Below are 22,809 nucleotides of genomic sequence, written 5' to 3' on the forward strand. Positions count from 1 at the left end.
GGATTGTTAGCATTTACGTAGTCCTATGATGCGGAGGGATTACTCGCGAGGTTGGCTGCTTTACTCGCGAATTTAGACGATATACTCGCGAAACGGGATGTGCTCTCCACTTTGCGGCGTTCGCTCTTCAATTGCGTATTTTTCTCAAGATTCGTGGTGCGTTCTGGCGAATACCGCACTTTTTTGAGTCATCCTCCTAAAAAACTGCTTGTTCAATACCGGTACAAAGAGGTGTGCGGCATCGATTGCCGCACACCTCTTTTTTATCTTTATAATGCAGATTGCAAGTATGTTTGTACTTCATCTTGCAGTTTGGCATACAGGCTTGCTTCTTCTTCAAATTCTTGTTTTTCGAGTATTTCGAATTGTTCGGGAAGATTTTTGTCTATGTCAAGTGAAATTTTGTATTCATAGGTTGCGTTCCCGATTAAGTCTATGGTATAGGTTTGGTTTTCTTTATTACGGTGGACGACGCATTTAACCTTGCCGCCGTTGTTGTAGACAGAGATTTCACGCTCCAGTTCATTCAATCCAACAGAGCAGGTTATTAGACTGGAAGCCGACATCGCCGTTCCGCAAGCATTTGTGAAGCCTACTCCCCGTTCAAAGGTCCGTACGTAAATGCGGCCCGGTTCGAGTTCCTTGACAAAACTGACATTGACGCCGTCAGGGAAAAGCGGATTCGGTCGATTCACTTTGGCGGAAAGGTCCGCTTGCAGTTCGCTTTGTAAAATTGCCTTATCCACGAGGGTAATTAGATGTGGATTGGGAACTGCCAATGCCGAAAACAATAGCGATGAATGAAGCTCTGGCAATGGTTCGTTTTTTAGCGTTTCTTTTTCAATGATAAGCGGCAGATCCTTCACATTGAAGCTGACGGGGGAAATTTCCACCTTGAACGTGGGGATTCCCTGATAAATATCGTCCGTTTTTTCAACGAGTAGGTTTGCTTTCATCGTTTCGACTGTCATTTTGTCGAGCCCTAACACATCATTTGCATATCTGGCCACACAACGAAGCCCATTACCGCACATCGATGCTTCCGATCCGTCGGCATTAAAGACCCGCATCCGGCAATCAGCCTGTTCACTTTTCATCACAAACAAAATGCCGTCCGCTCCAAGTCTTCCCCTATCGCAAAGAGCCTTCGCAAAGTTTTCTCTTTCTTGTTCAGTAAACGTCAAGTTCGTGGTCAATTCATCAATGATTAAGAAATCATTTCCTGAGCCATGGCTTTTTAACCCTTCAATAATCATCCTGTCACTTCCTTAAATATGCATGTCTTTATCATTTTTTTAATATTCTATATCATAGCATTTTCACAATAGATGTGTCATCGTGAAAAGTAAATAAAGGCAATCCTTCAATGTTATGTACTATGCAAGGAAGAGCGGCTGGAAGGAGGAATCCCCCTTTCACACCGCTCTTCCAAAAGTATTAACCGATCAAACCGATGATGAAATATACGATAAACAGTGCCGCACTAACATACATCGGGGCTGAAACTTCTCTCGCTTTTCCGGTTACAAGCTTCAAGAATGGATAAAGAATGAAGCCGAATGCCATTCCATCAGCAATACTGTACGTAAATGGAATGATCGTAATGATCATGATTGCAGGTACACTCTCGGTAAGATCGCTGAAATCCAATCTTTTGATGTTTCCTAGCATCAAAATGCCGATTATGATTAAAATCGGCGCTATGGCACTATCCGGAATCACTTTTATCACTGGGATAAATAGCAATGAAAGGATGAAAAGCAAGCCTGTCACGACAGAGGCAAATCCGGTCCTGCCTCCTGAGGCAATTCCAGCTGCCGTTTCTACAGTTGCAACGGTAGGACTTGAACCGAAAACACCTGATAACAGAACGGAAACACTTGTCGCCTTTAGCGACTTTTTATAAGCATCCTGGCGGTTGATACTGTCTACATGTCCGTGTACGAGACCGATATTTTCAAAGACAAGAACCATCGTCATCGCAAAGACACCTATCCAAAACTCAATCCGGTCCACTTCCATGAACGAAAATGAAAAGAAAAGATCGCTATATGAAGCTGCATCCATACTTGAAAAATGGATATCCGATAATTGCATCGTTCCGCACAAGAAGGCAATAAAACTGCCTGCCAGGATAGTGATCATGAAATTTCCAGGGACATTCTTGATGAAAAGCGTAATCGCCAGTAAAAAGGTCAGCACCGTCGCACATACTGCTGGGTCGCTTAAATCTCCCAGTGCGATGATGGAGGTTGAACCTTGCGTGATGATCCCGCCCTTTTCAAGTCCAATCAGCATCAAGAATAAGCCGAGGCCAACTGTGATGGCATCTTTCAGCGAACTAGGAATGGCATCGCTGATTAATCTGGAGTATTTCGTAAAGGCAATGATCACAAAAATGACTCCCGAGATGAATACAGCTCCAAGCGCTGATTGCCAGGATAATCCCATTCCCTGTACCATCGTATAAGCAAATAGTGCATTCACGCCCATTCCAGGAACGAGGAGGATCGGGACATTCGCCCAAATCCCTATCATGATGCAGCTTACGGCGGACAAAAGGATGGTTGCAATAACCGCACCATTAATCGGTATGCCCGCTTCCGATAATATCAGGGAATTCACGATGAGGATATATACGATCGTGAAATAGCCGACCAATCCGGCCAGGATTTCTCGTTTTCCATTCGTTCCATGGTTGGAAAAATGAAAAAGGGCTTCCAAGTTAAATTTCTTCATGTTGTATCCTTATTGAATTGTCCCTCGCCCACCCGTTTGTTTAAGTGACAAACTACACTTGGCGATTTTATCAAAATTACGAAAAAAAATAAATAGAATTGTTAAAAATAAAGAAAACTGCCGGAATTAATTCCGGCAGTTACAAAACACTTCATTACTTTTCTTCTACCGCTGCATACCCATCGACTACCACTTCCAGCTTCCCGGTGTCAGGTGAGATGATGAGTCCGTGTACAGGTATGTTTTTAGGGATTAAAGGATGGCTTTTTATAATTTCCACGCTGTTTTTACAGCTTTCATAAACATCATCAAATCCGCGAAGCCAGGTGCGGATATCGATTCCAGCAGCTCCAAGGGTATCAATGGTGTTTTTCGGAATATCACGTTCGACCATCTTTTCGACGACAGAATCCGCATCGACGGAAGCCATCCCACAATCATGGTGAGGTATCACCAATACTTCATCCGCCTTTAGCTCATAAATGGCAACCAGGATACTCCGCATCACACTGCCAAATGGGTGGGAGACGATCGCCCCTGCAGTCTTCAATATTTTCACATCACCATTTTTCACATTCATCGATTTTGGCAATAGCTCGACGAGCCTTGTATCCATACAACTTATGATGACCATTCGTTTTTCAGGGAACTTATCGGTTTTATATTTCACATATTCCCCTTTTTCTACAAATTGTTCATTGTAATCAAGAATCTCATTAAGCAAGCTCATAATTTTATACCATCCTTTTTATGTAATTATTCTTAGCATTTCTCTATGATTATATCAAATATTCAATGGATTTACTAAAGATCGTCGCAGTCAATTTGAACGATGATTCAAGGCGGCGGCACAAAACCCGAAGATGATGAATCTAGGAACTTCTTCAACATTACCTGAAAAGGTAAGGATGGGTGTATTCGTCTTGAAACGCCTTTCCCACTCAACAGGCATCCAACCTTGTTGGTAGGAAACGATTTTTTGCCCATCTTTTGTCACAATTTCAAATGTATTTAAACTTCCAGGCATGTGAATCGGCATCCATTCCGTGCCATCCCCCTTATATATCATTCCCTCGATTTTCACAAAGCTGCTTTTTTCTAGATAGGAACCAATGAGACGCCCTTTTTCATCCATGATCGACATTTCGTTGAATAACCCTTTTTTGATGTGGTACTCCGCACGTACATGTCCCTCATGATTGACCAATTCGTATTGCTTGGCCAAGAGCATCGACAAGAAATTAGGGATCATCCACATGAACCACTTCATATTCCTATCCCGGATTTCCCCCATTAGGGAACCATCTGGTGCAAATAGAAGCAGCCGTAAAGTCGGTGCCGGCAAGAACGTCAGCAAAATATGTTCGGCTTGCATCAATCCAGGGTTCTTCCCAAATAAATCATGGGGCAGCCCCTTGATTCGACTTTCATATATTCGATGGCTGATATATAAACCGATGCTAAAAAAAATGAAAGGGGCCGTGATCAAGATTATATGTCCAGGAATCAGGCTGATAACATGGCCAATGAAAAAAATAACAGCCAATCCGAGAGATATCCATGAAGCATGAAAATTGGAATTGCTCATCTTTTGATAATATTCACGTATATTCATAGTCGATTCAGCTTCTCACTCCTAACTAAGAACGTTTCACCGCCTAACTGGTTCCAGTTATATTCCAAGCTGCCAGCCACCCATACCCTTACTTTCTTTTAATTCGCTTTCATATCATGAATTTCCTTTTTATTCAGCTTATCCTCGATAAGGAAAAGAAGGATTCCGTTATGGACGGAATCCTTCTTGCTCATCCTATAAAATCCTAAAAATCAGCGGGAACCGGTAATCCGCTCCTTCATAGGCCCTGATGGCAGCGATGATCGTGAAAATGATTAACGCGATGCCGATAACCGGCAATAGCAAGAATCCGACCAAGACTATCGTCAGGATCCCAGCAACGATTGAATAAACGGTGTAGGTAATGAAAAAATTCAAGTACTCCCTTCCATGATAATCCACAAATGGTGATGAGTCCTTCTTCAATAACCAAATCACTAATGGACCGATAAATGCTGTGAAAAAGCTGATTACATATATAAGGGCAGCAAACACTCTTTCATCTTTAGTAGGCATAGTGTCTTCCCCTCCTCTCCTATATAAATAAATTACGAATCAAATGAGGAATGGTTTCATTTTCTTTTCATTTTATTCGAAAAAAATGAAGGAGAAAACCCATTTTTTAAGAACCACGCTGACGAAATATCTGGACATGTTCTACCAGCTGGTGCATACAGATAAAATAATGGATTGTCCGATAACATCAGAAAGGGGTGATGTTTTTTTGCTAAATGAATTCCAGGCCTTCATCCTTGGGGTCATACAAGGCCTGACGGAGTTTTTACCTATTTCAAGCACCGGACATTTATATTTGGGTAGACATTTATTCCATCTTGATCAAGCAGGCATTTTTCTGGATACCATGCTGCATATCGGAACGTTGCTGGCATTATTGGTCGTATATAAGAATGACATCCTTTCCATTTTGAAAAAACCTTTTTCCAAACTGACCTTGGTCCTCATTGCCGGGACAGTCCCTGCAGTGATTGCTGGCCTTTTACTCAGTGATTGGTTTGATGGCCTTTCGAAAACCGGTGTGACCATCGGCTGGGAGTTTTTAGCGACAGGATTGATTTTATGGGTAGCGGATGGAATCCAAAAAGGGGGGAAATCCCTGAATGAAATTTCCGTGAAAGATGCCTTGATCATCGGAACCTTCCAGGCTGCAGCCATCATGCCTGCACTTTCGCGTTCAGGCCTTACGATCGCTGCTGGACTATTCTGCAAACTGGATAGGGCCACCGCCGCCTACTTTTCCTTCTTGCTTTCGATCCCAGCCATCACCGGCGGCATTGTATTTCAGATGAAGCCGATCTTTACCGGGGAGGTTGAACGGCTCCCCCTTGCTGCCCTTTTTGTCGGAACCCTTGCTGCAGCCATCTTCGGGTATATTGCCGTGGTATGGATGATTGACTTCCTAAAAAAACGGTCCCTTAAAATATTCTCCATTTACGTTTGGGCCCTTGGAGCGATCGTTTTGTTCATGCAGTATACTGGAACGTTTTAAGGAGTGAAAGCAGGGCGAAAAACCACTTTTTCAAGGGATAAATGCAGGCGTTTGCCTGCCATTCTTAAGCGGCAAAAAAAAGTTGGAATTTGACGAAAAAAAAAGGCAAAAAACCTATTCCCAAACCGATTTTTTTTTAGTATTATACCTTCGTAAGCTTCTTTAGATTCATATAATTTCTGACAATAAAAATAGGGAAGGCAAATGGTGCGCCACCGGTTTCCGGTTCTAGTGGGTTCGATTCCCACCCCGAAATTTTTTGATGAACGACTTAAAAAATTTCGAGGGTGGGCAGCGACTACGCATAAAAACTGCCCTCAAACGGAGGGACGGAAATGTTAAAAAAGAGAGATTTCACAGATTGTTTTTCTCTTTATGAACAAATGACGCATCCAGATGTCTTCCCTTTCGTGCGCCATAAAGTAGATTCATATGAAGAATATGTTTTCATTACTAAGCAAACGATCGAGGCAGAAGAAGCTGGCGAATTGATTTCACGAACAATCCTTGACGAATGGGAAAATCCAATCGGCTGCATTTCCTTGTACGATATTGAAAATGGTGCAGGTTTCTTAGGCACTTGGCTTGGAAAGTCTTATCATGGAAAAGGGTACAATGCCATCGCTAAAGATGCCTTCTTCAAAGAGCTTTTCTTCGAGCTCGGCCTGGAAACGGTGTTCATGCGAATTCGCAAAAAAAATATCCGTTCGATTAAAGCCGCGGAAAAACTTCCCTATGCCGTCAATGCCAATGATACAAGAAAATCACTTTATGAACAGATCAATCATGAAGGAGATATCTTCGACTTGTTTGAAATTCCTAAAGATTTATATACCCTTCATATCCTTAGGCAGCATGATGATGACGAACAGCAATTACTCGAAGCATAAAAATTTGCTTATCTTTTCATATATAGGACGGGAGCTTCCAAAATTGGATAGCTCTTTTTCCCGTTTTCAAGGGATGCGCCGAAAAGATTGTTGCAATTCCCTATTCTTTTTAAGGTTATTTTTTTATAATGGATACAATTGACCAATTCAGCACAATATTCAAAGCGTCATCGAAAGGATTTAATCATGAAAAAATTATTGGCTTTTATCGTACAGCTTATTTTGCTGCTCGTCATTTGCAAGCTCGGCTATTATTTGGCTGACTTATTTCATTTACCCATTCCAGGCAATGTCATCGGCATGATTTTATTATTCATTTTATTACAAACGAAGGTTTTAAAGGTCGAATGGATTGAACAGGCATCAGGATTCTTAGTGAAGCACCTCGCCTTTTTCTTTATTCCCATTTCCATCAGTTTAATGACCATGGGATGGCTATTCATTGAATATGGTTTGCCTTTGGCGTTTACCCTTGGAGCCAGCTTGATTTTCGGATTCATCGTGTCAGCATGGACCGTTCAGAAATTATCTCATAAAGGAGAGGTCAACCAGCATGACAGCGCTAATCACTCCTTATAGCATCTTGCTAACCATCCTTGCTTATTATATCGGACGGAAAATATATGCCAAACACCCAACACCTTTTACCACACCTGTGTTTTTCAGTACAGTCACCATCATTCTCATCTTACTGGCAAGCGGATTGGATTTTGATGATTATTCACCGGCAAAAAATATCATCTCCTATTTCCTTGGCCCTGCTACCGTTGCCTTGGCTGTGCCGCTATATAAAAATAGGAAAATCATCGTTAAATATGCGATACCGGCGATAAGCGGCATGATATTAGGCCTCATGGTCACCTTGACCATCGCCTTCACCATTGCACAAGCCTTTTCACTGCCGCAATTCATCCTTCAAGGCTTGGCGGTTAAGTCGATTACCGTGCCAATCGCGGTGGGAATTACCGAGCTTTATGGCGGTGATTCCAATATTTCGGCAGCCTTCGTCATTTTGACCGGTGTGCTGGGAACGATGATCGCTCCCAAAATGATGGATAAATTGAATATTACGATGCCCTTTGCCCGCGGGATCGCATATGGTACCATCGCTCATGGTCTTGGGACGGCTCAAGCGGCCCAGGAGAGCGAGTTTACCGGAGCTGTCGCTGGTGCGGCCATGGCGATTGCAGGTATCCTGATTTCCTGCTTCTTTCCTGTCATCAGCCATTTCCTATGAATGAAAAATAACCGCAACGCCAATGACGTTGCGGTTATTTTTATTTTTGATCCTTTTTCAAGTCTTCGTATAAACGCCTTAAAATATGGGTTTTATAAAGCTCGAGCTTTTTCTTCTCGATTGGGTGATAACTGATTCCTCCGGCTTTTAATTGCTGGATGAACCACCCCTTGGAATATTCATAAGCCATACTGCCCCCTCCTCTGTTCATGAAATAGATATGCTTTTAGGAGGGGATTGATACTTATTTTTTTGCAGTCATGACTTCAAGTAATAATTCATACATTTCCACGGCAGTTTTGAATGGTCGTTTTTGACGCATTTTCTCCTGATATACATCGGATTGATCGACCAAGCCTGCCAATGTGTCTTTGAAAACCCGATCATTCAACTCTTCTTCTTGAAGAACCTTACAAAATCCCTGCTTTTCAAAGCTGGATGCATTCAGGATTTGATCTCCACGTGAAGCATTTGCACTTAGGGGAATAAGCAACATCGGCTTTTGCAAACCAAGGAACTCAAAGATTGAATTGGAGCCAGCCCTAGATACGACGACATCAGCTGCCGCCAAAAGATCGAATAATTCTTCATGCACGAATTCGAAAGGGGCGTATCCCGGTTGTTTCAATTCCGTTTTCACATGCCCTTTTCCACAAATGTGAATGATTTGGTAATCCTTTAATAAAGTATCGAGATTATCTGTGATCAAGTTATTGATTTTTACGGCCCCAAGGCTGCCGCCCATGACAAGCAGCACCGGTTTTCTACTTGTAAACCCGCAGAAAGACTTGCCTGCAGAAGCATTCCCCTTGAAAATCCCATCCCGCAATACGGCACCCAGGTACATCGCCTTATCTTTCGGAAGCCCTTTTTCCGTTTCCTGGAAGGTCGTGAATATTTTTGATGCGAGTGGCATGGCAATTTTATTTGCAAGGCCAGGTGTGTAATCCGATTCATGTATGGCAATCGGAATCCTCAGCATCCTTCCTGCCAGAACAACGGGAACGGAAACGAATCCGCCTTTAGAGAAAATGAAATCGGGCTTTTCCTTTTTTAAAATTTTTCGTGCATCAAAAATCCCTTTTATGACCCTGAACGGATCTTTCATATTTTCAATGGAAAGATAACGGCGGAATTTCCCAACGGAAATCGTTTCATAACGAACCTCGGGAAATTCCTTTTCAATAATATTTTTTTCTATCCCTTTTTTTGATCCAATATAAGTAACATCCCACTCCTGCTTGAGAAATTCCGGGATGATTGCTGCATTAACTGATACATGGCCGGCAGAACCGCCACCGGTAAATACTATTTTCTTAGTCAATTTTTCCACCTTCCAAACTTAAAAAATCACTTTGCATCCATATTACCATATATCCGTGCCATTCATAACTCGAAAAAGTATTTATCTAGTTCACACTTCCCTCAATCATCGATAATTTTTCCTTTTTCAGCATGGATATATTATAATCTTAGTATTCTACAATACTACAAGATACATTGGAGGAGTAATACATTGCAAGAAGTTTCTGAATCACTGCATCAATTCGATAAAATCGAGGCCTGGACCCAACTAGGAATTGCCATCGGCATTTTCCTGATCTTCCTTTTGCTTCGAAAAGTATTCACTACATATATATTCAAATTCTTTCTTCGGATTGCCGAAAAACGAAAAATTGAATTTGCCGCCAATTTGATGCTCGCTTTGGAACGGCCGGTAAGATGGCTTATCGTTTTAATCGGTGTCATCATTTCCTTGCACTATTTTCCGATTGACTCACCTTCGGATGAATTAAAATCGAAAATATACAGGTCGTTTTTTGTTTTCCTATTCTTTTGGACGATTTTTAATATCAGTTCGATCTTGACCATTTTATTCCCGAAGCTTGTAAGTAAGTTCGGTCTCGAAGTTGATCAAATCGTACTGCCGTTTTTCACAAAAATCATCAAATTGATCATCCTCGCTTTTGGTGCATCCATCATTGCGGAAGAATGGGGATTCAATGTCGATGGATTTGTCGCCGGACTTGGCTTGGGAGGATTAGCTTTCGCCCTTGCCGCCAAGGATACAGTCAGCAACTTCTTCGGTGGAATCGTCATCGTTACCGAGAAGCCATTCACCATTGGTGATTGGATCAAAACCCCAAGTGTTGAGGGAACGATTGAAGACATCACGTTCCGAAGCACAAAGGTGCGGACATTCGCACAGGCACTCGTTACCGTACCGAATGCAACTCTCTCGAATGAACCGATCATCAACTGGTCCAAGATGGGGAAACGCCAAATTGCATTCCATTTGGGTGTGAACTTTACAACACCTAAGGAAAAGCTCGAAAACGTCATTAAAGACATCGAGACCATGCTGATTGAACATAACGAGGTGCACCCTGAAACGATTCTCGTCAAATTTGATGAATTTAGTCATTCCGGTTTCAACCTCTATCTTTACTTCTTCACGAATGCAACTGACTTTGCAGGATATTTAGCCATCAAGGAAGAAGTGAACTTTAAAATAATGGAAATACTTGAACGGGAAGAAGTTCAAATCGCCATTCCTTCCCAAGCCTTCATTCTCCAAAAAGACTCGAATGTGGAAGCAATGAACGAATTTGAATCGATGCGCGACTGACAAATAACTTGCCCTTTATTCGCTAGCTAGTAGGCCAAAAGGTTTCGGAATTAGACCTCCGAAACCTTTTGGCCTTTTGACTACTGGATATGAATGAGTGGTACACACTTTTCCCCTCTTTTACTTCGCATAGATAATCTTTTAAACTAGTCATTATATTACCTAGTCATTCTTGAAGATACAGGACTCCTGGGGAAATGCGTGTCTACGTGAGACACCGCAGGCTAAAGGCCGAGGAGGCTCACGGACCGCCCGCGGAAAGCGAGTACTCGCAGTGAAACGAAACGTTCACCATACAAATCATCAAACTGGGAGCAAGCGAATTTAGTCTTTATTCTCACGCACAGTGGAAGGGAACGGTCAGATTTTATAAAACTAAAATCGAATTGTCTACATTCAGAGACTTGCCAAATAAACTTAAAAACATCGCACCATTATGTGATATAATTTTTTCATTGTGTTTACAATTACAAATTAAGATATAGAGGTACGTCGATGAATCAGACTTATACGAAATCACAAAAGATCCGCCTGTTATTTTATATTTTAATTCCCATCCTGGTCACCCAGCTCGGCTTATACGCCATGACATTTTTCGATGTGATGATGTCTGGGCAGTACAGTACACAGGACGTAGCCGGTGTGTCGATCGGCAGTTCGCTTTGGACCCCCGTATATACGGGGCTGAGCGGGATTTTGATCGCTTTGACGCCTGTCGTTTCACAGCTTATAGGTTCCAGGAAGTTTAAATCTGTTTCCTATTCTGTCATGCAGGCCGTCTATTTAGCCATCGCTTTGTCCTTGGTCATCTTAATTGCAGGGGCGTTTTCTTTGAACCCCATTCTGAATGCGATGAATCTTGATGATGATGTTCACCAGGTAGCCCATGATTATTTAATTGCCCTTTCCCTCGGGATCATTCCTCTATTCGTTTATAACGCATTGAGGGCCTTCATAGATGCGTTGGGACAGACCAGGATTTCCATGATGATCACGTTGGGTGCACTTCCGATAAACGTCATATTCAATTATCTGTTCATATACGGAAAATTTGGCTTCCCCGAGCTTGGCGGCGTCGGATCCGGTTATGCCACCGCCATTACTTATTGGATCATTGCCATTGTTGCAATCCTCGTTGTGATGAAGATCAACCCGTTTTCTACTTATGATGTTTTTCGTGAATTCTTCCAGGTTTCCTTGAAAGAATGGCGCGCCTTATTATCGATTGGGGTCCCGATTGGGTTAGCCATCTTTTTTGAAACAAGCATATTCTCGGCAGTTACTCTATTGATGAGTAAGTACGATACGGTGACAATAGCCTCTCACCAAATTGCCATGAACTTTGCGTCCCTGCTCTATATGATGCCGCTCAGCATGTCCATGGCATTAACGATCGTGATCGGCTTTGAAATTGGAGCGGCCCGCTATAAAGATGCCAGGGAGTATAGTTTAATCGGTATTACGCTCGCATTGATGATGTCACTCGTCTTATCAGCAATCCTATTTTTATTCCGAGAACCTGTCGCTTCAGCTTATACAAAAGATCATGCGGTCATGATGCTGACATCTCATTTCTTGATATACGCCATCTTCTTTCAAATATCAGATGCCCTCCAGGCACCAATTCAAGGCATATTGCGTGGATACAAGGATGTGAATGTCACCTTTGCGATGTCGCTTGTATCTTATTGGATTCTCGGGCTTCCGATCGGCTATTTCTTTGCCAATTATACGAATATGGGCGCCTTTGGATACTGGATCGGCTTAATATCCGGTTTGGCTCTGGGTGCGATCGGATTAGCCGCCCGTTTAAGGTTCATCCAGCAAGTAAAATATAAGAAATTGGCGTGAAGATGCGTGAGGCTGGGATACCGGCCTCACTTTTTTTCAAACAGAAGATCTTTTCCCAAGGACATCCTTCCCGCCCGTGACCGGTATGATGCTGCCTGTAATGAAATCCGATTTTTCATCACATAGGAACGAGATGACTCTCGCTATATCCTCCCCTGTACCCGGTCTGCCGATTGGTACCGTACCATCCTTTTCTTCTTTCGCGACCTGGATTTCCTGTTCCTTCCATTCACCGATGATGTCGCCTGGACAGACCATATTCACGGTTATGCCATACGCGGCTTCTTCCGCAGCCAATGTTCTCGTTAAAGAGGTCAATCCACTCTTTGCAGCAGCAAATGCTGAACGATAAATCCATCCCGGTGCGGTTTCACATCGTTCAAATCCAAGCGTAATGACTCTTCCCCAGCTTCTTCTGCGCATTTGTGGAATAAGCCCCTTCGCAAAATAGAAAAAGCCATTTAAATTACCGTCCATGATATATTTCCATTCATCACTGCTATATTCATTCATCGTTTTACGATCATGCATATACGGCCCTGCATTATGGACGAAAACATCAACATGGCCAAAGGTGGCAAGCACCTTATCCATGATGTGACGGCAATCTTCCTCCCTTGCGGCATCACCTTGTATAGCGAGTGCCTTTATTTCTTTTTTGCGTAATTCATCCACCAAGGCTAAAGCTTCCTTGCTGCTTTTTCGAAACGTGATGATGATGGCCATTCCTTGTTCCGCTAATGATAATGCCACCCTTTTGCCGATTCCAGTTGCGCCTCCAGTAATAAGAGCCACTTTTTCCTCCACAGGCCATCCCTCTTTATCTAAAGGATTTTACTTAATTATACATAAGTTTTGCCCATTTTCTATAATTTAGTAATTATTTCAACGAACCCCTAGGCTTTAGCCTGCATAAAATGCAATAAATAAACCTGTAAGTCCATAAGCAGGAGAGAGGAATCCGAAATGTTTCCCTGGAATTCACTTTTTTCTTTTAAAAATAACCCGAACCAAAAGGATTTCATGAAAAATATGCAGCAAAGTGATGTACAATCGTTCATCGAGAAAGTATTTTCACAAGTCATTCCTGATAATATGCAGGGCATGATGAACAATAATGAATTTGGTACAAAAAAAGAATCTGACCGAACGGAGCATCCGATGCAAGCCGATGTATTCGAAACCCATTTATATGTGTTTGTAAGAATTCCAATCGTTGATGATTCTTGGCTTAAGAAGATGAAGCTTTATCATACCTCTACTCAATCGATCATCGAGGGGATTCCAGAAGCCTCCGATCGTCACGTCATCACGCTGCCAGCGCCTGTGAAGAAAAAAGGGGCATCCGCCCAATTTAAAGAATCGACATTGGAAATACGCCTTCAGAAAAGCTTCAATACCCAGTATTCCGAAATCGATGTATCCGAGATTTGATTTGGGAGCACACTTAGGAGTGGGTGCGGTTCCCGCGCTTTCGAGCCATCTTGTTTAAAAGCGATCGCAATGAACCAGGTTTTTACGATTAAATTCAAAAAAAGCACACCCCATTTCAATGGGGTGTGCTCTTATATTAAACGATCAATCTATTATTTTCCGATGAATTGTTGAGTCCAGTAGTTACCAGATTCCACGTAGCCTACTCCGATGTGAGTGAAGCTGGAGTTCATGATATTTTCACGGTGACCTTGGCTGTTCATCCAGGCTTGTACCACTTCTTCAGGTGTTTGTTGACCTTGTGCGATGTTTTCACCAGCTGATGAATAGCTAATTCCGAATTTTTTCATCATATCAAATGGTGAGCCATAAGTTGGGCTATTGTGATCAAAGTAATTATTATCTTTCATATCTTGGGACTTGATACGAGCAACTTTGCTCAACTCTTTGTCAACTTTAAGAGCAGCCAATCCTTGTTTCGCGCGCTCTGCATTCGTTAATTTAACAACTTGTTGTTCAAAAGCGCTTAATTCTGAGTTTGTCTCAGTTTTTTCATTAGTAGGTTTTTCTGGTTTTACTTCAGGTGCCTCTGGTTTTACTTCTGGTTTTGCTTGGTTTACCGTTCCATTTTGAACTGGCTTTTGTACTGGTTTTTGTACTGGCTTTTCTACTGGCTTTTGTTGTGCTTGTGCTTGTGCTGCAGGTAGAGTGATATTATATTTAGCTAGATATTGGTTCAAGACTTTTTGCATGTCTTCTTGACTCATTGATTTATACGTTACTTGTTTAACAGTATCACAGTTAGCTGCTTCCGCTTGGTTAGCTCCTACTCCTGTGAATATAATTGCTGCAGCCGCTGCTGCTGACATGATCATTTTCTTTTTCATTCGTATTTCCTCCTGTGATGTTCGTTTTTTTGTTGTTCTTGCTTCTGGAATTATCATAACATGCATTTTTTGTAATATATGCACCATGAATTTCCATCAAATTTACAAGTTACGAACGAGAAAATAATTTTATCCGCAGTTTCGTGTAAGCAAGCGAAAAAGCTTAATCTATTCATGTTTTGATTAGCAGTTCATATACTCATATTTTTCCAGACATTCCTTGTCAATGGTAGTTACATAAAACCATTTCCATTCAATACTAATAACTTTTAATTGACATATCATTTTCAAGCAGATTAGTATGACTTTCATTACTGTTATGTTACAAATTTTTCGATTCCACTTCCCCAAATGCACAGGAACGTTCAATTTTGATTGTTTGCTAACAACAATTATGCATGACATCAGCATTAGTTTTTTATTTCATTTATCTTTGGTGTACCCTTTGGTTTCAGATTAAAGATTCACTCCGCAAAGAGTTTTGGTTTGCCTGGAGGACGACGTTTGGAATAGCAGGGAGTCTTCATGAAGGATCCATTTCCAAAACATCGAAAAGACTTCGGACGGGAAACGATTCCGAAGCCTTTTTGGCAAAAAATTAATCACAATTTTAATTCATGTCTTCTTCATCCATCTCGTCCATTTCCTTTTTTCCGTCATTTTGTTCAGGAGGGCTTGGCTTGCCAATGACGAATTCTTCCTTGGGCATGTTGTGCGAGTCTCTCGCAGTTACGTGGGCATACACATAATAGGTGCCTTCTTCATCAAAGGTCTTTACGATTTCATAAATGCCATTACCTATATGTTTGGCTGCAATTTTTTCATGATCGGCGCTATTTGCCAACCAAATTTCGAAACTGACATCATCCGCATCTTTCACCTTATCATCCCCATAGGTCACTTTAGCCTGGAACTTCACAGGCTCCTTCACCTGGCCTTGAATCGGATCGACAGCCAAGTCGACATTTAACATTTTTGGAATTTCCTCTTCCTTTCCACAGCCGGCCAGGATAATGAGCATCGTGCAAAACAACATGATTTTTTTCATCTTGATCATCCCCCTTTTTCATTCTTCTTTTATCGTCGGAAGCCAGATCTTGACCTTTGTCCCGATTTTTTCCTTACTTTGGATTTCGATCCTGCCTTGCTGCCACTCCACCATTTTTTTGACGATGGAAAGCCCAAGCCCTGACCCTCCATCAAAACGGCTTCGTGCTTTGTTGACCCGATAAAAACGATTCATTATATAAGGCAGATCTGCTTTCGGAATTCCGATGCCTGTGTCTGAAATGGATAGCTCGCATTCCTCATTGTACTGAACGAGTCTGATTTGGATGGAGCCGCCTGGATTCGTATACTGAACCGCATTGTCGATAATGTTATGCAGGATTTGCTCCATCCTTCCTTCATCCCCATATAAGATCGGATCTGGATCAAGCTCATATGCCAGATTCAATTGCTTCGCTTTTATGATCGGTTCATATTTAGACAGGACATCTTCAATGAATTGGGCAAAAGCGATCGGGGTTTTGCTTGAATCGAATGAGTCGCCATCGACCTTTGATAAATCCATCAAATCCCCTACAATTCGCTGCAGTCTAAGTGCTTCCCTTGAAATGAGCTGAAGGTATTTCCGTTCCTCTTCTTCATTCTTCACGACTCCATCCAATATGGCGTGCGTATACCCTTTGACGTAACTAAGCGGCGTCCTGAGCTCATGGGCGACATTTTCAAGAAACTCCTTTTTCCTTCCTTCCTCCAAATGGATGGAATTGGCCATATCATTAAAGGCTTGTGCCAGCTTGCCAATTTCATCATGGCTCTTTACCTGAAGCTGAATGTCATAGTCCCCTTCCGAGACACGATGGGCAGCAGTCTCGATTTCCTTTATCGGACTGACCAGCTTTTTCAGCCATTTGGTTGTAAGAAAAATCGCGATTATAAGGAATAACAAAATCGCCAAGAGCCATTTCGCGGCAAATTCCTTCAGTAGGTCCGTAATCGAGTCCACTGGTATATATGTATATATGATTCCTTCAAGGCGGTCTTCGTCATCTATTAAAGGAATGATGGCCGCCACGATGTTCTTCCCAAACCTTTTTTCATACCCTTCTTTTTCGACCGCTCGTCCATCAAGGAGCATTTGCCTTTCTTCTTCGGAAATGAGTGTGTCATAATTGATTTCAAAAGGCAGGCAGGCACTCAATTCCCTTGGACTGTTGACGACAAAGACCTCGCTTTCGTTCTTACTGTTGAACCATTCCACTTTTTCCTTGAAGTCATCACTGATTTCGCCACCCGTATAATCCGCCCCAAGCAATGAGGCTTCATTGACCAAATCCGTTTTAAGCTTCTCTACATACAGGTTTTTATAATAATATTGAGAAAGGGAGTAGGCGAACAGTACGGATAGGATGATGGCGGTGATGATGGTCAGCCACAATTTGAAGGTAAGTGATTGCCACTTATCGTTCATTTCTTTTCCTCGATTTTATAACCGATTCCCCAAACCGTTTGGATATAGTCCGCCGTCCTTAACTTCATCCGCAGCGTTTTGACATGGGTATCGACCGTACGTAAAGAACCTTCATATTCCCCGCCCCAAATATTTTCAAGGAGCTGCTCCCGGCTGAGGGCCTGTCCTTTATGACGGATAAGGAACAAAAGCAATTCGAACTCTTTCAGTGTTAAGTTGATTGGCGTTCCTTCCACCAAAACTGTCCTCGACGAGATGTTCAAGCTGATTTTTCCAAATCGGACATAGGTTTGGTTTACTTCGTTGATGGATAATTTCCCTGTCCTTCGTAATACGGCTTCAACTCTTGCTACCAATTCCCCTGGATTGAAGGGCTTAACGATGTAATCGTCTCCTCCAAGCTTCAACCCCTTCACTTTATCCCATTCCTCCCCTTTTGCACTGACAAATATCACGGGGATGTCCCAACTCTCACGAATTTTTTCACAAACGGAGAAACCGTCCGCTCCTGGCATCATGATGTCCAATAGGATTAAATCGACTTCCTGTTTTTCAACCATGCTGATGGCTTCTTTTCCATTTGCAGCATGGAGACATCGATATCCGGAGTTAAGTAGATACATTTCAACCAAATTCCGCATATCCTCTTCATCATCAACGACTAATATGGTGTAAACATTCATGTCATCTACTCCCTCAACAACAATTGAAATGGACCTTCGCCGACTTTGACCGTTTGTTTAACATCTATTGTCTTTGCATCCATCACATAAATTTCATCACTATCATATCCCGCTACTACCACATCTTTTTTAAAGCTCGCCATTTCAAAAGGATTGACGCCGACCACTTTCCTTTCCACTTCCTCATATTGCTCATTCAATTTATATAAGGAGCTGGTTCCATGGCTAAGGACATAAATGCCTTCTCCACTTTCCAGAAATTTTATCGGCATTGTAGGCGCCTTCAGCTTTTTCTTCAATTGTCCAGTGCTTGCCGAATAGATGTACAGATCCTCTTCGACGCGATCCCCATCGCCATGGCCGCCTATCCATATCTCATCCTTTTCTTCCCTTAATAATGTGCCGGTGCTGGAGCTATGTATCGGAAATTCGAAGTCGACCTTTTTCGATGTGAGGTTGATCACGGTGCATTTCGTATCACCAAAGTTGATTACATACAATCGGTTCGCTTTTCCTCCTTGCAAAACGGTCAAGGGGCTTCTGCCAACCTTGACGACATCCTGCTTCTCACCTTGATCATTCAAAAAATATATCGAGTGATCCGATTGGTTGACGGCGGCAATGCTTTTACCATCATGGAGGAGCTGCATATTGACGATCCCTTTCCCGGTTTTCCAGCTCCTTATCCGCTTTCCGGCTGACAAGGAGTATACCTGGACATTCTCCATCTCCTTACCATAAAGGAGCATCGTGTCTTTATCCGCGAGAAGCAGAGCACCCGTGAACGGTTCAGCAATATCCCAATCAGCAAAAGGATGATAGTTTTCGTCGATGAAGGTCAGCGAGGTGTCCTTGATATTGACTGTCGCCAGGAAAGCTTCATCTTTGTTTATTTTAGTATATGTGTGACTGCCGTTACACCCTGTCAGCAATAAGACGGCAAGCAAAAGGTTAATGCCCCACTTCATATGCAAGCTCCTTATTCATGTCATATCTATTTTTGGAAATTTTAACAATGATTTGTGAAAAAAGTATGAAGCGGATAAGAAAAATCGCTTACATGTTATCGTAATCATAGCCTTTCCATTTCAGCAATATAAACCATGATGATTGCATCTTTCATGTTAGCCGAGAGCGGGGATTCCATTACCCTTTTAATGCAAAGGTAAAACTTTTCGAGCGGAGGCTTGCGGGCTCGCGGATGGGCATTCTCGTCCAAAAGCTCACGGCGAATGAGTTCAGATAATACATCCGGTTTTTCTCCATCCGTCACCTTGCGATTATTCCAAATGCTTAAATATGCTTCCAATCGTGCTTCCTGTTTAGCTGCTTCTTTCATATGATCCCTTCCATCCCTTACTAATTTATACATATTGCCTGTCAAGTTGGTAAAGACTAACTTACTAATACGATCATTGCCAAAAAAATCCCTTAAAAGGAGTGAGTACGCTGTCTCAAGTATACCGCTGTCCGAATTGCCGGACAAATAAATCTCGCTTCAATCTCATTCAGCAAGTACCGACCCCCATCAAAAAGGACCCGCAATCTGGAGAGATTGTTGAACAATATTCGAACGATACTCTTCAACCATTCCATCTAGCCTACAATGGTCCGGATGTGCGGGTGCAATGTGCTGCTTGCGGTTTAATCGAAGACGAAAAAACTTTTGCAGCATTTGGCTTGCAACAATAAAAAAATGGTCAGCCCCTTCAAGGGGCCTGACCATTTTTTTCAATCATTTCCCACAGACTTTTTTGCCCGGTCTATGGCAATGGGAATGGCTTTTCCATCCTCATATCCTTCATCCAACAATGCATTTGCGATTTCTATTGCCTTTTCCTTTACATCTTTATCAAGATTCTTCATTGAATCAGGATAATCGTTCTTATTCCATGGCATGAATAACGCCTCCTTGAAAGAGTGTCTGGTTTTATATTTCCCTCATTCAAATGGCGGTAAACGTTTATTGTCTTGCTTTTGCTTCCAAAGCCTTCAGCTGATCGATCACCACATCCCTATCAAGCTTTTCCCCGATGATGACGATGTTCAATGGCATTTTCATCATTTCATTTATATACATCGGCATTCCGTAGGAGTATTGGAATAAGTGGGGGTATTGTGAATGGGTAAAGGAAATGTATCCTTTCATGCGATAGACCGTTTCCGGAAGGGACCTAAGCCAATCTTCGAAATCCGTCTGTTTCACGGAGCCTTCAAAAGTATGGACGACAGCCGATAAATGCAAATGTTCCTGGACATCAAGCTTTTTATGGCCACCACTACGTTTTCTTTGCATCTGCTGTAACGACTTCAAGGAAACGGCAGCATATTCGGTCAATAAACAGACCGCACCCATATTCAAGGCTTGTATCGAATAAATCAGCTGCGCCGCCTCCATCTCACTCACCAGGTCCGCTTTATTCAGCAAAATGAAATCGGCATGATGGATTTGCTCTGCAAGCAACTGGCGCAGCTGCGGCGACAACTCCTCCCTATCGCGCCACCTCAATAAATCGACAACCGTAATAATTCCTTTATACTCAAGCCTTTTAGCGAAAAGGGGTGACATGATGCCATCCAGAACTTCTACCGGATGCGCAGCACCAGTCGTTTCAATATAAACGGCATCCAAATCGTTTTCTGTGAGCAGCTCATGAAGCTGGACCTCCAGCTTATCCTGAATGGTGCAGCAGATACACCCATCAAACAGCTCCTTCAAAGGCACATCATCACCAATGAGGCCGCTGTCGACCGAGATGCTGCCGAGCTCATTTAAAAGCACGGCCACTTTCCTGCCCGCTTCACTTTCCTGTTTTAATATATTTCGCAGAAGCGTCGTTTTCCCGCTGCCGAGAAATCCGCCTAATATGTATACTTCAGTTGTTTTCATTCAAATCTGCTCCCATGATCCGATTATATTTGCTTCCGTTAAATTTTATCATACTTATCCTGTATAAGCACTTGCGGAACCAACTAAAAAAACCAGCCCGTAAGCTGGTTTTCCAATCATTGCTCATGCTTGAACTTCGTCTTTATCGTAAATTGGCACCCATCCTGCCTTTGTTACGAAAATACGGACAGCAACAGTTTTCCTATCTTCTGCCAAGGTGAAATAATGTCTTGTTGATTCTGGTACGCTAATCAGGTCTCCTGGTTTAAGACGTACATCAAACCACCGATCATCCGTTCCTTCAATGGCAAAGATACTCGTTCCGCCGGCAATGAAACGGACTTCATCATCTTCATGGTGATGTTCGTGCTTGAAGTTTTCAAGCAATTGATCCAAGTTCGGGGTTGTATCGGATAAGGTGATGATATCATGGGCTTTGTACCCTCTTCTTTCGGAAATCTCCGTTATTTCCGTTTGGAACGCTGATAGGATTTCTTCCTTATCAGCATCCGTTAATTCGTATTTTTCTACTAGGTGTGACGGTAATTTCGAAATATCCCACTGCTCATAAATCACCCCTTGTGTTTCCAAAAAGGCTTTTACCTGTTCACCGTTTTCAATAACTTCATTCGTTTCATGCAATCTAATTGTCGCCATCCTTCATTCCTCCTCGATTGAGTGTTATGTTAAAGAAGCAGTAAGTGTCCGTTGAGAATTTAGCAGCAGTTGATATTGAAATAAAAATTCGCAGGCTTCCAGTATCTTTTTTGCTTCGAGGCCGCTTTTGCCCCAAACCGTGATACCATGATTGCGGATGAGCACGGCACCGCAATCGTCTTGGACATGCAGGTTGAACTTTTCGGCTAACAACGGAATGTCCGCATAGTTATAGATGATTGGAATCCTGAATTCCGAATCTTCATCCCATCTTCCTGTAGCTTTAATGATTTCATGATTCCGAAAAGTTACGGAACCTTCATCCCCATACAATTCGGAGACTACATTATTTTCCACTGTGTGGACATGGAGTACACAATTCGCTTTGGTTTTTTCGTAAATGGCGGTATGGAGTAAAGTTTCGGCCGAGGGCCTTAGCTCCGTCTCCTCGACGGGGTTTCCTTTCAGATCCACCAAGATAAAGTCCGAATCCGATTGCTTTCGCTTATCCTTACCGCTGGCTGTAATATAAAAGCTTCGGCTATCGTGCTCGCGGATGGAAAGGTTTCCGCTTGTTCCCATGAACCAATCCCGTTCCGCCAGTTCTGCTTTAATTTCCGCCAGCTCCAGCCACTCCTTCGTACCGTTGTTCATGCTCTTACCTCCTCACGCTGCTTTAAAATGTCCAATACATCATAAAACGTTTCAAAACCCTGATGCGGCAATCCTTCATTTACGCATTTCTCAAGCAATATATCACGGGCTATGACAAGATCCGCCTGTTTAGCCGCTTCAAAATCAGTCACGGAATCACCAATTACATAAATATAGTCATCCTCACCTGCCATTTGCCTCATAATCGTAGGCTTACAGCAGCCGCACTCTTTATCACATTGGTCATCACAAGCATGCGGCCACTCAATATAAATCTTTTTCTTATCAAAGTGGGCATTATTACAAAGAACCGCGTCAGTGGGCAATATGTCCTCTAATAGCGGGGCAATGAAAAAATCCATGCCCCCGCTTACGATGTATAAAGGAATCCCGGCATGTTCCGTATACTTTACGAAATCACGGAACCCCTGCCGAACGTTCGCTGTCTCCTTCACAAATTGGATGATATCGGCCTTCAGGCCACTATCAAGCAGGGAAAACATTTTCCCCACCCCAGAAGATATGCTGATTTTTTGCTGAAGAACGTCATCCTTCAACTTTTCCCATTCCGGGGGAGCGAATTTTTTCATGATGGAAATGATATTATCTGTGTTGGTTATCGTTCCGTCAAAATCACAAAAGATGATCGGTTTCATGATC

Annotated in this window: 27 protein-coding genes and 1 pseudogene; 8 read left to right on the forward strand and 20 right to left on the reverse strand. The window is 42.5% G+C overall.

Translation table 11 applies throughout. The annotated features are described in order from the left end of the window. Positions 1–23 precede the first annotated feature (23 nt). From QNI08_RS03270 to QNI08_RS03295, 6 genes are all read right to left on the reverse strand, one after another. Positions 24–179 carry a hypothetical protein gene (locus QNI08_RS03270; protein ID WP_285766005.1) on the reverse strand — a complete coding sequence of 52 codons (156 nt, stop codon included), beginning with the start codon at positions 177–179 and terminating at the stop codon, positions 24–26. Between the two features lie 90 nt (positions 180–269). Next, on the reverse strand, positions 270–1,256 hold the full coding sequence (gene dapF / locus QNI08_RS03275) for a diaminopimelate epimerase (protein ID WP_285766006.1): 987 nt from the start codon (positions 1,254–1,256) through the stop codon (positions 270–272). A gap of 181 nt (positions 1,257–1,437) precedes the next feature. Then, positions 1,438–2,739 carry an NCS2 family permease gene (locus QNI08_RS03280; protein ID WP_285766007.1) on the reverse strand — a complete coding sequence of 434 codons (1,302 nt, stop codon included), beginning with the start codon at positions 2,737–2,739 and terminating at the stop codon, positions 1,438–1,440. A gap of 154 nt (positions 2,740–2,893) precedes the next feature. After that, positions 2,894–3,469 (reverse strand): beta-class carbonic anhydrase, encoded by a 576-nt coding sequence (locus QNI08_RS03285; RefSeq protein WP_285766008.1) that lies wholly within the window; start codon positions 3,467–3,469, stop codon positions 2,894–2,896. 90 nt (positions 3,470–3,559) lie between these two features. Beyond that, positions 3,560–4,354 (reverse strand): hypothetical protein, encoded by a 795-nt coding sequence (locus tag QNI08_RS03290; protein ID WP_285766009.1) that lies wholly within the window; start codon positions 4,352–4,354, stop codon positions 3,560–3,562. Positions 4,355–4,549: 195 nt separating this feature from the next. Further along, positions 4,550–4,870 (reverse strand): DUF4870 domain-containing protein, encoded by a 321-nt coding sequence (locus QNI08_RS03295; protein ID WP_285766010.1) that lies wholly within the window; start codon positions 4,868–4,870, stop codon positions 4,550–4,552. A gap of 169 nt (positions 4,871–5,039) precedes the next feature. On the opposite strand from QNI08_RS03295, the gene QNI08_RS03300 reads away from it, so the two are divergent. The 4 genes from QNI08_RS03300 (at position 5,040) to QNI08_RS03315 (ending at position 7,988) form a co-directional block, all read left to right on the forward strand. Next, positions 5,040–5,861: an undecaprenyl-diphosphate phosphatase gene (locus QNI08_RS03300; protein WP_285766323.1), complete on the forward strand. Its 822-nt coding sequence runs from the start codon at positions 5,040–5,042 to the stop codon at positions 5,859–5,861. A gap of 335 nt (positions 5,862–6,196) precedes the next feature. Then, on the forward strand, positions 6,197–6,751 hold the full coding sequence (locus QNI08_RS03305) for a GNAT family N-acetyltransferase (RefSeq protein WP_285766011.1): 555 nt from the start codon (positions 6,197–6,199) through the stop codon (positions 6,749–6,751). Positions 6,752–6,937: 186 nt separating this feature from the next. Next, a complete protein-coding gene (locus QNI08_RS03310; protein WP_285766012.1) occupies positions 6,938–7,330 on the forward strand; it encodes a CidA/LrgA family protein in 393 nt (130 codons plus the stop codon). Continuing rightward, positions 7,305–7,988, forward strand: a complete 684-nt coding sequence (locus QNI08_RS03315; RefSeq protein WP_285766013.1) for an LrgB family protein — start codon at positions 7,305–7,307, stop codon at positions 7,986–7,988. The genes QNI08_RS03310 and QNI08_RS03315 overlap by 26 nt, the downstream gene beginning before the upstream one ends. Positions 7,989–8,028: 40 nt before the next feature. On the opposite strand, the gene QNI08_RS03320 is transcribed toward QNI08_RS03315, so the two are convergent. After that, positions 8,029–8,178 (reverse strand): DUF2639 domain-containing protein, encoded by a 150-nt coding sequence (locus QNI08_RS03320; protein ID WP_285766014.1) that lies wholly within the window; start codon positions 8,176–8,178, stop codon positions 8,029–8,031. Between the two features lie 54 nt (positions 8,179–8,232). Beyond that, on the reverse strand, positions 8,233–9,312 hold the full coding sequence (locus QNI08_RS03325) for an undecaprenyldiphospho-muramoylpentapeptide beta-N-acetylglucosaminyltransferase (RefSeq protein WP_285766015.1): 1,080 nt from the start codon (positions 9,310–9,312) through the stop codon (positions 8,233–8,235). A 192-nt stretch (positions 9,313–9,504) separates the two neighbouring features. On the opposite strand from QNI08_RS03325, the gene QNI08_RS03330 reads away from it, so the two are divergent. Beyond that, the gene (locus QNI08_RS03330) at positions 9,505–10,617 is read left to right on the forward strand and encodes a mechanosensitive ion channel family protein (protein ID WP_285766016.1); all 1,113 of its coding nucleotides are present in this window, start codon (positions 9,505–9,507) and stop codon (positions 10,615–10,617) included. Positions 10,618–11,112: 495 nt separating this feature from the next. Then, positions 11,113–12,468: an MATE family efflux transporter gene (locus tag QNI08_RS03335; protein ID WP_285766017.1), complete on the forward strand. Its 1,356-nt coding sequence runs from the start codon at positions 11,113–11,115 to the stop codon at positions 12,466–12,468. Between the two features lie 36 nt (positions 12,469–12,504). Here QNI08_RS03335 and QNI08_RS03340 read toward each other — a convergent pair whose 3' ends face one another. Further along, positions 12,505–13,275 (reverse strand): SDR family oxidoreductase, encoded by a 771-nt coding sequence (locus QNI08_RS03340; protein WP_285766018.1) that lies wholly within the window; start codon positions 13,273–13,275, stop codon positions 12,505–12,507. A gap of 159 nt (positions 13,276–13,434) precedes the next feature. Here QNI08_RS03340 and QNI08_RS03345 point away from each other — a divergent pair, with 159 nt between their 5' ends. Further along, positions 13,435–13,902 (forward strand): Hsp20/alpha crystallin family protein, encoded by a 468-nt coding sequence (locus QNI08_RS03345; RefSeq protein ID WP_285766019.1) that lies wholly within the window; start codon positions 13,435–13,437, stop codon positions 13,900–13,902. Positions 13,903–14,054: 152 nt separating this feature from the next. Here the strand turns inward: QNI08_RS03345 and QNI08_RS03350 are convergent, their stop codons facing one another. The 6 genes from QNI08_RS03350 to QNI08_RS03375 all read right to left on the reverse strand — a co-directional run bounded on the left by QNI08_RS03350 (position 14,055) and on the right by QNI08_RS03375 (position 19,287). Then, a complete protein-coding gene (locus tag QNI08_RS03350) occupies positions 14,055–14,789 on the reverse strand; it encodes a CAP domain-containing protein (RefSeq protein WP_285766020.1) in 735 nt (244 codons plus the stop codon). A gap of 610 nt (positions 14,790–15,399) precedes the next feature. Next, positions 15,400–15,837 carry a FixH family protein gene (locus QNI08_RS03355; RefSeq protein ID WP_285766021.1) on the reverse strand — a complete coding sequence of 146 codons (438 nt, stop codon included), beginning with the start codon at positions 15,835–15,837 and terminating at the stop codon, positions 15,400–15,402. 18 nt (positions 15,838–15,855) lie between these two features. Next, a complete protein-coding gene (locus QNI08_RS03360; RefSeq protein WP_285766022.1) occupies positions 15,856–17,265 on the reverse strand; it encodes a sensor histidine kinase in 1,410 nt (469 codons plus the stop codon). Next, a complete protein-coding gene (locus QNI08_RS03365) occupies positions 17,262–17,948 on the reverse strand; it encodes a response regulator transcription factor (protein WP_285766023.1) in 687 nt (228 codons plus the stop codon). Before QNI08_RS03365 ends, QNI08_RS03360 begins: the two co-directional genes overlap by 4 nt. Before the next feature lie 5 nt (positions 17,949–17,953). After that, the gene (locus tag QNI08_RS03370) at positions 17,954–18,916 is read right to left on the reverse strand and encodes a YncE family protein (RefSeq protein ID WP_285766024.1); all 963 of its coding nucleotides are present in this window, start codon (positions 18,914–18,916) and stop codon (positions 17,954–17,956) included. Positions 18,917–19,020: 104 nt separating this feature from the next. After that, complete coding sequence (locus QNI08_RS03375) at positions 19,021–19,287, reverse strand: hypothetical protein (RefSeq protein ID WP_285766025.1); 267 nt, start codon at positions 19,285–19,287, stop codon at positions 19,021–19,023. A 110-nt stretch (positions 19,288–19,397) separates the two neighbouring features. Between QNI08_RS03375 and QNI08_RS03380 the strand changes: the two genes are divergently transcribed. Continuing rightward, on the forward strand, positions 19,398–19,640 hold the full coding sequence (locus tag QNI08_RS03380; protein WP_285766324.1) for a DNA alkylation repair protein: 243 nt from the start codon (positions 19,398–19,400) through the stop codon (positions 19,638–19,640). A gap of 45 nt (positions 19,641–19,685) precedes the next feature. Here QNI08_RS03380 and QNI08_RS03385 read toward each other — a convergent pair. From QNI08_RS03385 to QNI08_RS03405, 5 genes and pseudogenes are all read right to left on the reverse strand, one after another. Beyond that, positions 19,686–19,847, reverse strand: a pseudogene (locus QNI08_RS03385) (DUF2188 domain-containing protein); the annotation flags it as partial. A 64-nt stretch (positions 19,848–19,911) separates the two neighbouring features. Continuing rightward, positions 19,912–20,838 carry a CobW family GTP-binding protein gene (locus tag QNI08_RS03390; RefSeq protein WP_285766026.1) on the reverse strand — a complete coding sequence of 309 codons (927 nt, stop codon included), beginning with the start codon at positions 20,836–20,838 and terminating at the stop codon, positions 19,912–19,914. A 123-nt stretch (positions 20,839–20,961) separates the two neighbouring features. Continuing rightward, the gene (locus QNI08_RS03395) at positions 20,962–21,495 is read right to left on the reverse strand and encodes a cupin domain-containing protein (RefSeq protein WP_285766027.1); all 534 of its coding nucleotides are present in this window, start codon (positions 21,493–21,495) and stop codon (positions 20,962–20,964) included. 24 nt (positions 21,496–21,519) lie between these two features. Further along, the gene (locus tag QNI08_RS03400) at positions 21,520–22,149 is read right to left on the reverse strand and encodes a methylthioribulose 1-phosphate dehydratase (protein WP_285766028.1); all 630 of its coding nucleotides are present in this window, start codon (positions 22,147–22,149) and stop codon (positions 21,520–21,522) included. Next, positions 22,146–22,805: a 2-hydroxy-3-keto-5-methylthiopentenyl-1-phosphate phosphatase gene (locus QNI08_RS03405; protein ID WP_285766029.1), complete on the reverse strand. Its 660-nt coding sequence runs from the start codon at positions 22,803–22,805 to the stop codon at positions 22,146–22,148. Before QNI08_RS03405 ends, QNI08_RS03400 begins: the two co-directional genes overlap by 4 nt. Positions 22,806–22,809 lie beyond the last annotated feature (4 nt).

It is taken from the genome of Peribacillus folii (assembly GCF_030271255.1).
Taxonomy (GTDB): Bacteria; Bacillota; Bacilli; order Bacillales; family DSM-1321; genus Peribacillus.

Bases quoted from the DNA above. Each gene is read 5' to 3' on its own strand.
- dapF (WP_285766006.1), bottom strand. From the start codon at position 1,256: ATGATTATTGAAGGGTTAAAAAGCCATGGCTCAGGAAATGATTTCTTA.
- QNI08_RS03280 (WP_285766007.1), bottom strand. From the start codon at position 2,739: ATGAAGAAATTTAACTTGGAAGCCCTTTTTCATTTTTCCAACCATGGA.
- QNI08_RS03285 (WP_285766008.1), bottom strand. From the start codon at position 3,469: ATGAGCTTGCTTAATGAGATTCTTGATTACAATGAACAATTTGTAGAA.
- QNI08_RS03290 (WP_285766009.1), bottom strand. From the start codon at position 4,354: ATGAATATACGTGAATATTATCAAAAGATGAGCAATTCCAATTTTCAT.
- QNI08_RS03295 (WP_285766010.1), bottom strand. From the start codon at position 4,870: ATGCCTACTAAAGATGAAAGAGTGTTTGCTGCCCTTATATATGTAATC.
- QNI08_RS03300 (WP_285766323.1), top strand. From the start codon at position 5,040: ATGGATTGTCCGATAACATCAGAAAGGGGTGATGTTTTTTTGCTAAAT.
- QNI08_RS03305 (WP_285766011.1), top strand. From the start codon at position 6,197: ATGTTAAAAAAGAGAGATTTCACAGATTGTTTTTCTCTTTATGAACAA.
- QNI08_RS03310 (WP_285766012.1), top strand. From the start codon at position 6,938: ATGAAAAAATTATTGGCTTTTATCGTACAGCTTATTTTGCTGCTCGTC.
- QNI08_RS03315 (WP_285766013.1), top strand. From the start codon at position 7,305: ATGACAGCGCTAATCACTCCTTATAGCATCTTGCTAACCATCCTTGCT.
- QNI08_RS03320 (WP_285766014.1), bottom strand. From the start codon at position 8,178: ATGGCTTATGAATATTCCAAGGGGTGGTTCATCCAGCAATTAAAAGCC.
- QNI08_RS03335 (WP_285766017.1), top strand. From the start codon at position 11,113: ATGAATCAGACTTATACGAAATCACAAAAGATCCGCCTGTTATTTTAT.
- QNI08_RS03345 (WP_285766019.1), top strand. From the start codon at position 13,435: ATGTTTCCCTGGAATTCACTTTTTTCTTTTAAAAATAACCCGAACCAA.
- QNI08_RS03350 (WP_285766020.1), bottom strand. From the start codon at position 14,789: ATGAAAAAGAAAATGATCATGTCAGCAGCAGCGGCTGCAGCAATTATA.
- QNI08_RS03355 (WP_285766021.1), bottom strand. From the start codon at position 15,837: ATGAAAAAAATCATGTTGTTTTGCACGATGCTCATTATCCTGGCCGGC.
- QNI08_RS03360 (WP_285766022.1), bottom strand. From the start codon at position 17,265: ATGAACGATAAGTGGCAATCACTTACCTTCAAATTGTGGCTGACCATC.
- QNI08_RS03365 (WP_285766023.1), bottom strand. From the start codon at position 17,948: ATGAATGTTTACACCATATTAGTCGTTGATGATGAAGAGGATATGCGG.
- QNI08_RS03370 (WP_285766024.1), bottom strand. From the start codon at position 18,916: ATGAAGTGGGGCATTAACCTTTTGCTTGCCGTCTTATTGCTGACAGGG.
- QNI08_RS03375 (WP_285766025.1), bottom strand. From the start codon at position 19,287: ATGAAAGAAGCAGCTAAACAGGAAGCACGATTGGAAGCATATTTAAGC.
- QNI08_RS03390 (WP_285766026.1), bottom strand. From the start codon at position 20,838: ATGAAAACAACTGAAGTATACATATTAGGCGGATTTCTCGGCAGCGGG.
- QNI08_RS03395 (WP_285766027.1), bottom strand. From the start codon at position 21,495: ATGGCGACAATTAGATTGCATGAAACGAATGAAGTTATTGAAAACGGT.
- QNI08_RS03400 (WP_285766028.1), bottom strand. From the start codon at position 22,149: ATGAACAACGGTACGAAGGAGTGGCTGGAGCTGGCGGAAATTAAAGCA.
- QNI08_RS03405 (WP_285766029.1), bottom strand. From the start codon at position 22,805: ATGAAACCGATCATCTTTTGTGATTTTGACGGAACGATAACCAACACA.